This is a genomic window from Paraburkholderia sp. BR14374, from assembly GCF_040948685.1.
Lineage (GTDB): Bacteria > Pseudomonadota > Gammaproteobacteria > Burkholderiales > Burkholderiaceae > Paraburkholderia > Paraburkholderia youngii.
Genome location: NZ_JBFPKF010000138.1, coordinates 1 through 414, shown reverse-complemented (window position 1 = coordinate 414; position 414 = coordinate 1). Strand labels below are relative to the sequence as shown.

1 pseudogene is annotated in these 414 nt (G+C 64.5%); it reads left to right on the top strand.

Features of this window, described 5'->3' with window-relative positions:
• Positions 1–414: pseudogene (locus tag AB3X86_RS38380) on the top strand (electron transfer flavoprotein subunit alpha/FixB family protein); the annotation flags it as partial.

The following is a 414-nucleotide window of genomic DNA, read 5'->3' as shown; positions in this document are numbered from 1 at the left end:
GCGTCGCCAAGGTACTGCTGGCCGACGCGCCGCAACTCGAAGCGGGTCTCGCGGAAAACGTCGAAGCGACGGTGCTGACGCTTGTGCAGGGTGCGGCGAAGAACTACACGCACATCCTCGCGCCGGCCACCGCGTACGGCAAGAACATCGCGCCGCGTATCGCCGCAAAGCTCGACGTCGCGCAGATCAGCGACATCACCGCGGTGGACAGCGCCGACACGTTCGAGCGTCCGATCTACGCGGGCAACGCCATTGCGATCGTGCAATCGGCTGATCCGATCAAAGTTATCACCGTGCGCTCGACCGGTTTCGACGCCGTCGCAGCCGAAGGCGGCAGCGCAGCGGTCGAAAAGATCGAAGCCGCAGCCGACGCAGGCATCTCTCAATTCGTGAGCCGCGAAGTGACGAAGCTCG